Raw genomic sequence first — 818 nt, forward strand, 5'->3', positions numbered from 1 at the left:
GTTCACGATGTTGCCCGCGATCACGCCCGAGTTGGTGATCGGGCCGATCGTGCCGGTCGTGTCGTTGTAGATCGCGTAGCTATTGCCCGTGATCGTGCCGCTGTTGACCAGCGAGCCGATCGTGCCGCCGTTGTAGAGGCCGATGCCAGTCGCGCGGATCGTGCCGCTGTTGCTCAACGTGCCGATCCCGGAGGGGCTGACGTTGTCGATGGCGGTGTTGCGGCCGCTGATCGTACCGCTGTTCGTCAGCGTGCCGATGGTGCCCGGGTTGTTGATGAGGCCAACGGACCACCCGCTGATCGTGCCGCTGTTGACCAGCGAGCCGATCGTGCCGCTGTTCTCGAATGCATCGGTGCCCGCGCTGACGATGGTGGCGGTGATGGTGCCGTTGTTGATCAGCGCGGCGATGTTGCCGGAAGTCTGAACGGTGTTGACGCCGTTGAGCGTGCCGTTATTGGTCAGCGTGCCCAGCGACGACCCGATCGCCGCCACCGCGGTGGCGCTGGTGGAGATCAACGCCCCCTTGTTGACCGTGAAATTGCCGCTGGTCCACCACTGCGTGCTGTTCACGTTGCCGGAGATGACCGTCTGGGACTTGGCCGCGTGCGGCGTCATTGCGGCGAGCGCCGCCGTCACCGCGAGGCTGAGCGCCGTCAGCCGTCTTGCCGCCGGTTGCGGTTGAGGTTCCGATTTATGCATGGTCTTCTACCCGATTCAGAAACGCTGCTGCAAACGCAGGATGCCGGTGTTCGACAGGAAGCCCGAGCCCGCCTGCAGCTCGTAGCGCGCCGAGATGCTCAGGTTGCTCGCGCGCACCA

1 pseudogene is annotated in these 818 nt (G+C 64.7%); it reads right to left on the minus strand.

Annotation, left to right across the window (positions count from 1 at the left end):
- Positions 1-699 (minus strand): annotated as a pseudogene (locus tag AAHK20_RS33455) (hypothetical protein); the annotation flags it as partial.
- Between the last annotated feature and the right edge of the window lie 119 nt (positions 700-818).

This window comes from Trinickia camelliae, assembly GCF_053525655.1.